We start from the raw sequence: 8,200 nt of genomic DNA, 5'->3' as shown, positions 1-8,200 counted from the left end.
CCGGTGATCTTCGACGCCACCCATTCCGTGCAGCAGCCGGTCGAGCCGCCCTGCCCGCCCGGCTGCTGCACGGAATGGGTGGCGTCGAAGATCACCGGCGCGCCGATCTCGGCCATGATCGGCAGCGCTCGCATGTCCGACACCAGTGTGTTGTAGCCGAAGGAGGCGCCGCGCTCGGTGACCAGCACGTTGGCGTTGCCGGAACCGGTGACCTTGGCGACGACATTCTTCATGTCCCATGGCGCCAGGAACTGACCCTTCTTGACGTTCACCACCTTGCCGGTGCGCGCCGCCGCAATCAGCAGATCCGTCTGCCGGCTGAGAAAGGCCGGTATCTGCAGCACATCCACATGCGGCGCGACCAATGCGCATTGCTCCTCGGTGTGGACGTCGGTCAGCACCGGCAGTCCGAACTCCTTGCGCAGGTCGTCGAAGATCGGCATCGCCGCCTCGATCCCGGCACCGCGCGCGCCGCCGAGCGAGGTGCGGTTGGCCTTATCGTAGCTCGTCTTGTACACCAGCCCGATACCGAGCCTTGTGGTTAGTTCCTTCAGTGCGCCGGCCATGTCGAAGGCGTGCTGGCGCGACTCGAGTTGACAGGGGCCTGCGATCAGCGACAAGGGCGCATTGTTGGCGAAAACCACCTTGCCGACGCTTACCGCGGCATTGGGCGCAAGGGGCTCGCTCATGGGATCTCCCGAAAGATGAAGGCCGCGCCCTGACCGGGTGCCGGCGGCACGACGACATCGTCGTCGCTCATGTTGTGCTCTATCGCGTTTGCCGCAAGTAGCTGGGTAGCTGCGGCGACGCTGCGAACCGCAAAGATGACGGCCGCAAATCGCAGGTCCGAAGGCTGCCTTGCCGAAGCACCGAACCGTGCGGCAAAAGCGTCGGGCGTCAGAACGGCCAGGGTCGCGTTTGGCAGGTCAGTCCTGTCGCCGTCGCTCGCGTCCTGGCCGGCAGCGATCGATATCAGTCCCCTCTGGCTCGAAGGCTCGTCGCTCACCGCCACGATCTCAACGATGCCGGTCACGCCATTGGCATGTGCCTGCAGTGCGGTGCGGTCGATCTGCGGCGCGTTGATGCGCTGGCAGGCGAACAGGAAGGCGTCCGGTGCTTTTCTATCGGCCGCGAATGCCAGTTTGAACGATGCCGTGTCGCTTTTGCCCGTGGTGTCGGTGAAGGCGCGCGAAAAGCTCAACATGTTGCCAGCCGACAGCCCCGCTTCGACATAGCGCGCGTGGTCGGCATCTGCATCGGCGGTCCCGAAGACGACCGCGGAGAAGCCCTCGTCGTCAAGCCTGCTGCGGTAAAGGCGGTCGCGCGCGACGAAGACGTTGCCTTCGCCCATCGCCCGATCGGCCGTTTTGTCATCGCCGACGGCCAGCGGTTCCAGATAGGTGCCGTCGGTGAAGAAGACACAAGCGTTCTCGGTCCCGAAAGGATGGACGCCGGTCGGGGCGACGACGAAGCCGAGCGACGAGAGGCGCTGCCTTGCAATGTGGAGGCTCCGCGTGGGCAGAACGAGATGGTCGAGCGGATGGGGCGGAGTTTTCGTCATGCCGGCGCGGTGTGCACCATTGCGGAAATCGGTTCAAGGCCTGGCGTCCAAGGCGAGCGGACGGCGCGGCTCAGGCGGCGGCCACGACGTCGGCCGAATAACGCAGCTCGCGCAACGGTTTAACCCTGCCTGTCGTCTCCGCATAGATCGGATGCGCCCTGTATGCTGCGAGCGCTGCCTCGTCCTCGAATTCGGCATAGACGACCACGTCGATCGCGTTTGAGAACAGATCGACCTTGGTATTGAGCGTCACCTCGAAGTGTTTCGAATGGGGAATCTTGCCCAGTTCCTGCAGCCCTGACCGGACGGCCTCCACATCCTCCTTGCGCCGCACGCTGAAGAAAACGATGTGCCGGATCAAACCCAGCCTCCTTGATCGACGGATGAACGCGTTTTGTGGGAGCAAGGCCGTCGCGTCAACCGGCAACGATGTCGCGCCCGCTATTTGAGCGGCAGCGTCGGGGCCTCAGGCAGCGCCGGTGACGTAACGCACGATGCGCGACATCTCCCTGACGGTCGCGTCGAGATATTGGCCCTGGTTGTAGAGGCCGTCCCAGATCAGGAAGAACGTGATGGCGACGATAACGATCACATAACGCATGGCTAAAGCTAGCGTATGTCCTCAAACCGAACCAGAGCGCCTTCACGGCAATCGTTCCAATTCACTGCTTTGTAATCGACGCACCTTTCCGGCGTCATGGGACCCAGCGCCGGCTACCTGGAGAGCTGCGGTGCGAGCACAAATGTCTCATGCGAACGTGATGCAACCGCGATCGGACATCCGGCATTTTTCCGACTGTCCGGCGCCGTCACTGCATCCTCGGGCGAGCGCCGAGCGTCGTTCGCAACAGGAGGCTTCCTTGAACCGCACCGTAGCCGTCGCCGTGCTGCTGCTTGCCGTGATCTCGGCAAGTGCCGCTGAAGCAAAAGTATCCTTGCCCACAGTCACCAATGACCCGCTGGGCGCGCTGACTGCCCCGACGCTGACACCGGGGGCCAGCGACCTTGTCAACAACACGCCGACATCGACCATCCAGGAGATTCGCCACCCGAGAGGAATGGCGCCGCTGACCGTGCCCAGCGATCCGCTCGGCACGTCGATCCAGCCGGCCTTCCCCGGGCCGCTCACCACGCCCGCGACCACCCCTTCGCCTTAGCCAAATCAGGCCGGCCCGGCCGCGCAACATCAAAGGGTAATGCGGTATTTGGCAAACCCCGCCTCACCCTCGCCCGCCGGCTCGATCTTCAGCGACTTCACCTGACCGATGAAATCCTTGGCCCTGGGTCCGGTCTCGAAGACAACGCTGGTTCCAGGCAGCGGCGCGAACGACCAGTTGTCGTCCGCCGACGGATTGATCGTGCCCTCGCTGATGACGTAGCGCACGATCACGTCGCGGTTGGTGTCCGGCGCCTCATAGATGATCTTCGAAGCATTGATATCAGGGAAATTGCCGCCGCCGCCAGCGCGGTAGTTGTTGGTGGCAACCACGAATTTCGCTGCCGGATCGAGCGGCTTGCCGCCGAATTTAAGATCGACGATGCGACTGGAGCCGGCATTGGCGACGGCGCCCTTCGTATCGTATTTCGGTGGCTGCGACAGGTCGATCTTGTAGGTGATGCCATCGATGACGTCGAAATTGTAGGAGGGGAACTCGGTGTTGATCAGCGGCTGATCCGCCTTCCCGGGCTCGATCCTGTTGAAGATGCCGGCCGACATCTCCAGCCATTCCTTGACTTGCGAGCCGGTGATTTCGACCGCGCGCACGGTGTTCGGATAAAGATAGAGATCGGCGACGTTCTTGATGGCGATATCGCCGACAGGAACGTCGGTATAGTAGTCGGCGCCGTTGCGGCCGCCTGCTTTGAACGGTGCCGCCGCAGAGAGGAGCGGCACGTCCTTCCACTCTGTGCTCTTCAGAATATCCTTGAGATACCAGCTCTGCGCCTGATTGACGATCTGCACCGAGGGATCGTCGGCGACCAAAGCGAAATAGGAATAGAGCGGCGCGGACGTCTTGCCGACGGGGCGGCGGACATAGGCGAGCGTCGCCTCGTGATCCTGCTCGAGCGCCGCGATGATGCGTTTGTCGTCGCCGACCGTAGCCTTGTTCTTGCTGTCGACCCGCTCATAGATCGGCCGCGCCTCGGAGGTGGCCGAGACGACGCGCCATTTCGAGCCATCGCGCTCAAGAAGCAGGTCGATCAGGCCCATATGCGAGCCCCAGAAGCCGCCCATCACCGCCGGCTTGCCCTGCAGAGTGCCTTTTTCGGTGTCGACGCCTTCCAGCGCCTGGAAATCCTTCTTGCCGGGGAAGACGAGATGCTGGTGCCCGGTGAAGACCGCGTCGATGCCTTCGACGCCGGCGACGAAGAAGGAGGCGTTCTCCATCATGTCGCCCTGCTTGATATCGATGCCGGAATGCGAAAGCGCAATGACGATGTCGGCGCCCTCCTCACGGATTTGCGGTACCCAGGCCTTGGCCGCCTGGACAATGTCGCGGGTCTGGACGTTGCCTTCCAGGTTTTTCAGGTCCCAGACCATGATCTGCGGCGGCACGAACCCGATGACCCCGATCTTGATCGGCTGTTCGGCGCCGGAGCCGTCCTTGATCTTCTTGTCGAGGATAACATAGGGCTTGAGGTAGAGCTTGTCGTCGCGCGGGTTCGTGGCGAGCGTGGTGCCCCGGATCAGGTTGGCGCATACGAAGGGGAAATTGGCGCCGGCCAACACCTTGTCCATGAAGGACAGGCCGTAGTTGAATTCGTGGTTGCCGAGGGTCGAGCATTCATAGCCGAGCAGGTTCATGCCCTTCATGATCGGATGCAGGTCGCCGTCCTTCATGCCCTTTTCATAGGCGATGTAGTCGCCCATCGGATTGCCCTGCAACAGGTCGCCGTTGTCGATCAGCATCGCATTGGTGGCTTGCTTGCGCACCCCGTCGATCAGCGAGGCCGTGCGCGACAGGCCCATCGTGTCGTTCGCTTTGTCGGCGTAATAATCATAAGGCAGCAAATTCACATGGATGTCGGTCGTCTCCATGATCCTCAGATGCGCCTGATTGGCTGCGGCCCGGACGGAGAACGGATGCAGCATGATCAGCGCTCCGCTGGCGGCGGCTCCGGCCAGGAATTCGCGGCGAGAGACGGGCAAAAGTGACATTGTTTTCCTCCTCTTAGACAACGCGACATGCCCTGCCCCTCAATCGGAACATGCCGCCGAAGGCATTTCGAGTCCATGTCTGTTGGATGTCTGTTGATCACGACAAGGTGACGCGTCGATGAAAAGCAATCAGCTCTTGTCGTCGTCACCCTGAGTGATCAGGCGCGCGCTGCGCTGTCCGGTAAAATATATCCATAGCCAGCTGAGCGACACTGCGAGCCGATTGCGGAAATCGATCAGGAAATAAATGTGCGCTATCCCCCAGAGCCACCATGCGAGCCAGCCGGTGAGCTTGATCCAGCCGAAATCGATGGCGGCCGCGCGTTTGCCGATCGTCGCCAGGTCGCCGGCATGCTTGTAGCGGAAAGGGCGTGGCGTTGCGTCGCCATCGAGTCTCGCTTTGATCGTCGCCGCAACATGCCTGCCCTCCTGCTTGGCGGACGGCGCCACGCCCGGTACCGGCTTGCCGTCCGGTCGCAGCAGATGCGCCGTATCGCCGATAACGAATATGTCGGGGCTGCCCGGCACGGTGAGATCGGGCTCGACCAGCACCCTGCCCGCCCGGTCGGCGGGCGCTCCCAGCCATTCCGCCGCAGGCGAAGCGGCGACGCCGGCTGCCCATAAAATCGTCTTTGCCGGCAGGTAGGTATCGCCAAAGACGACGCCCTCGGCATCCAACTGCGTGACGGCACGGCCAAGCTCGACCGTCACGCCAAGCCGCTCCAGCGCTTTTTGAGCATAGGCCGAGAGCTCCGGTGCGAAATTGGCGAGCACACGGTCACCGGCTTCGATCAGCACAACGCGCGCCTGCCGCGTGTCGATATTGCGGAATTCGCCGCGCAGCGTGTCCTGCGCAAGCTCTGCAATGGTGCCGGCAAGCTCCACGCCGGTCGGTCCGCCGCCAACGATGACCAGCGTCAGTAATGCCTGGCGCCTGGCGGGATCGGTCTCGCGCTCGGCTTGCTCGAAGGCGAGCAGGATGCGGCGCCGGATGGTGGTGGCATCTTCCAGCGTCTTCAGCCCGGGCGCGAATGGCTCCCATTCGTCATGGCCGAAATAGGCGTGGCGCGCGCCGGTGGCGAGCACTAGCGTGTCGTAGCCGACTGCGCTCCCGTCATCGAGCAGCACGCGTTTGCCTGCGCGGTCAACACCGATAACCGTACCCAGAAGCGTCGTCACGTCCTTGCGCTTGCGTAACAGATGACGGATCGGCCAGGCGATCTCGGAAGTCGCCAGCGCGGTGGTCGCCACCTGGTAGAGCAGCGGCTGGAACAAGTGGTGATTGCGCTTGTCGATCATGGTGATGCGCACCGGTGCGCCGGCCAGCGCGCGGGTAAGTTCGAGACCGCCGAACCCGGCGCCGACGATCACGACATGATGCTTGGCTTCGTCCATTTTCAGCCACCTCGCCCAAAGCAACCCGATTGCTTAGATGTAAGCATTTTTGTGCACCGCAACAACGCCGCCGCTGGCCATGTCATTGCCCGGGAGTCGTCGTCCGGTGTCGTGTACGCGCATGTCGCCCCGGAACGCCCGGTATAGCGTGGAGCAGAACGATAGGAGTGAAGCATGTCTGACAATCGCGATGACGACGGCCCGGCCCAATACGCTTCACCGCCTTGTTTCATGCATGAGCTCGACCCGGCCTATCAGATGCCGCTGTCCGACTGGACCGATGTCCGGCGCTGGCGCAAGGCGGAGCGTGAGCGGCTGATCGGCGCGCGGCTTGCGGTTTCCGCCGATGCACGCGCGGCAATGTCACAGCGGATTGCCGAGGGCCTCGATATGCTGGTCGGCAAGGTTGCCGGCCTTATGGTCAGCCTCTACTGGCCGTTCCGCGGCGAGCCGGACCTGCGCGGCTTTATGGCGTCGATCAATGCGCGCGGCGGCCGCACCGCGCTGCCCGTCGTCATCGAGAAGGGCCAGCCTTTGGTGTTCCGCGCCTACGCGCCGGGCGACCGGCTGGAGAAAGGCGTCTGGAACATCCCGATCCCGGCCGAGGGTGATCCTGTCCTGCCCGATATCGTGATCTCGCCTGTGGTCGGCATCGATCCCAGCAACTACCGGCTGGGCTATGGCGGCGGTTTCTACGATCGTACACTTGCTGCCATGCCGTTCAGGCCGCTGGTGATCGGCGTCGGCTACGAATTGCAGCGCATTCCCACCATCTATCCGCAGCGGCACGACATCCCGATGACCAAGGTGGTAACCGAGGCGACGGGAGCCTAAAGCAGTTCCAGGAAAAGTGTGTAGCGGTTTTCCGTCCGTAATTGCGCAAAGCAAAGAAATGAGCGGTTCGGGGTTCTCGTGAACGATGCAACGCTCTGACTTCAGCTAAGCCATTTCGGGCCTCAACCCCACCGCCGTCCTGTCTACGATCTCGCGCAGGGCGAAGGACGAGTTGATCTTCGTCACATGCGGCATCGCCGACAGCCATTCCTTGTGGATGCGCTCATAGTCGGCAAGGTCCTTGGCCGCTATACGCAGGATATAGTCGTATTCCCCCGACATCAAATGGCAGGAAAGCACGTTCGGGCAGCGTTTGATCGCCGCTTCGAAATCGGACAGTGTCTTCTCGAACTGCCCCGACAGCGATATATGCACGATCGCCGTCATCTGATGGCCGAGCGCGGCATTCGACAGCCGCGCGTGATAGCCGCGGATGGTTCCGGATTTCTCCAGATTGTCCAGGCGCCTGGAGCAGGCCGACTGCGACAGCCCAACCTTTTCGGCAAGCGCTGCATTGGGGATCCGGCCATCCTTCTGCAAGGTCTCCAGAATGGCGATATCAATCCTATCGAGCGGCATTTTTCGGGATTCCTGCGAATAATCCGGCATTTTGCGCAACGATTATCGAAGACCGGACGCTGCCGCAAGTGCATTCGCAAACACATACGGAACGATTCATGCTTCACTGCGTCTCATGCATGTCGCCCAACTGCGCGGCGGTTTGGGGTTGGCGGCATGCCCGGAAATGTCAGGGAGAGCGCCCTTTCAAGGGCCGGACAGGAGAAGAAGATGCGCGTCGGCTGCCCCAAGGAAATCAAGAACCATGAATACCGTGTCGGTCTGACGCCCGGCTCGGTTCGCGAATATGTCGCGCACGGCCACGAAGTGCTTGTCGAGGCCGGCGCCGGCGCCGGCATAGGCGCCGACGACAACGCCTATCGCGCCGCCGGCGCCACGATCGCCAAGACGGCCGCCGACGTGTTCGCCAAGTCGGACATGATCGTCAAGGTCAAGGAACCGCAGCCCAACGAATGGGTGCAGCTGCGCGACGGCCAGATCCTCTACACCTACCTCCACCTCGCCCCGGATCCGGAGCAGACCAAGGGCCTGCTCGCTTCGGGCGTCACGGCGATCGCCTATGAGACGGTCACCGACGACCGCGGCGGTCTTCCCCTGCTCGCGCCGATGTCGGAAGTCGCCGGCCGCCTATCGATCCAGGCCGGCGCGACCGCGCTGCAGAAGGCCAATGG

Annotated in this window: 9 protein-coding genes and 1 pseudogene; 3 read left to right on the top strand and 7 right to left on the bottom strand. The window is 62.6% G+C overall.

The annotated features are described in order from the left end of the window. From kdsA to EOA49_RS34035, 4 genes are all read right to left on the bottom strand, one after another. The coding region (gene kdsA, locus EOA49_RS28500; RefSeq protein ID WP_127243490.1) for a 3-deoxy-8-phosphooctulonate synthase at positions 1 to 689 on the bottom strand (689 nt) is incomplete at its 3' end. Further along, positions 686 to 1,561: a VOC family protein gene (locus tag EOA49_RS28495; RefSeq protein WP_067321395.1), complete on the bottom strand. Its 876-nt coding sequence runs from the start codon at positions 1,559 to 1,561 to the stop codon at positions 686 to 688. The genes kdsA and EOA49_RS28495, both read right to left, overlap by 4 nt. A 70-nt stretch (positions 1,562 to 1,631) precedes the next feature. Further along, positions 1,632 to 1,922, bottom strand: a complete 291-nt coding sequence (locus EOA49_RS28490; RefSeq protein WP_066989660.1) for a Dabb family protein — start codon at positions 1,920 to 1,922, stop codon at positions 1,632 to 1,634. Between the two features lie 105 nt (positions 1,923 to 2,027). Next, positions 2,028 to 2,162 carry a hypothetical protein gene (locus EOA49_RS34035; RefSeq protein WP_259979787.1) on the bottom strand — a complete coding sequence of 45 codons (135 nt, stop codon included), beginning with the start codon at positions 2,160 to 2,162 and terminating at the stop codon, positions 2,028 to 2,030. Positions 2,163 to 2,421: 259 nt separating this feature from the next. Between EOA49_RS34035 and EOA49_RS28485 the strand changes: the two genes are divergently transcribed. Beyond that, positions 2,422 to 2,718 carry a hypothetical protein gene (locus EOA49_RS28485; RefSeq protein WP_095825439.1) on the top strand — a complete coding sequence of 99 codons (297 nt, stop codon included), beginning with the start codon at positions 2,422 to 2,424 and terminating at the stop codon, positions 2,716 to 2,718. Positions 2,719 to 2,747: 29 nt separating this feature from the next. On the opposite strand, the gene EOA49_RS28480 is transcribed toward EOA49_RS28485, so the two are convergent. Together EOA49_RS28480 and EOA49_RS28475 are read right to left on the bottom strand one after the other, a co-directional pair. After that, positions 2,748 to 4,721 carry a bifunctional 2',3'-cyclic-nucleotide 2'-phosphodiesterase/3'-nucleotidase gene (locus tag EOA49_RS28480; protein WP_127240739.1) on the bottom strand — a complete coding sequence of 658 codons (1,974 nt, stop codon included), beginning with the start codon at positions 4,719 to 4,721 and terminating at the stop codon, positions 2,748 to 2,750. 129 nt (positions 4,722 to 4,850) lie between these two features. Next, the gene (locus tag EOA49_RS28475; protein WP_127240740.1) at positions 4,851 to 6,116 is read right to left on the bottom strand and encodes an NAD(P)/FAD-dependent oxidoreductase; all 1,266 of its coding nucleotides are present in this window, start codon (positions 6,114 to 6,116) and stop codon (positions 4,851 to 4,853) included. A gap of 174 nt (positions 6,117 to 6,290) precedes the next feature. Here EOA49_RS28475 and EOA49_RS28470 point away from each other — a divergent pair, with 174 nt between their 5' ends. After that, complete coding sequence (locus EOA49_RS28470; RefSeq protein ID WP_127240741.1) at positions 6,291 to 6,950, top strand: 5-formyltetrahydrofolate cyclo-ligase; 660 nt, start codon at positions 6,291 to 6,293, stop codon at positions 6,948 to 6,950. Between the two features lie 105 nt (positions 6,951 to 7,055). On the opposite strand, the gene EOA49_RS28465 is transcribed toward EOA49_RS28470, so the two are convergent. After that, the gene (locus EOA49_RS28465) at positions 7,056 to 7,529 is read right to left on the bottom strand and encodes an Lrp/AsnC family transcriptional regulator (RefSeq protein WP_059188527.1); all 474 of its coding nucleotides are present in this window, start codon (positions 7,527 to 7,529) and stop codon (positions 7,056 to 7,058) included. A gap of 210 nt (positions 7,530 to 7,739) precedes the next feature. On the opposite strand from EOA49_RS28465, the pseudogene EOA49_RS28460 reads away from it, so the two are divergent. Beyond that, a pseudogene (locus EOA49_RS28460) lies at positions 7,740 to 8,200 on the top strand (alanine dehydrogenase); the annotation flags it as partial.

This window comes from Mesorhizobium sp. M1A.F.Ca.IN.020.04.1.1 (assembly GCF_003997315.1).
GTDB lineage: Bacteria > Pseudomonadota > Alphaproteobacteria > Rhizobiales > Rhizobiaceae > Mesorhizobium.
This window is presented reverse-complemented; position numbering and strand designations above follow the sequence as displayed.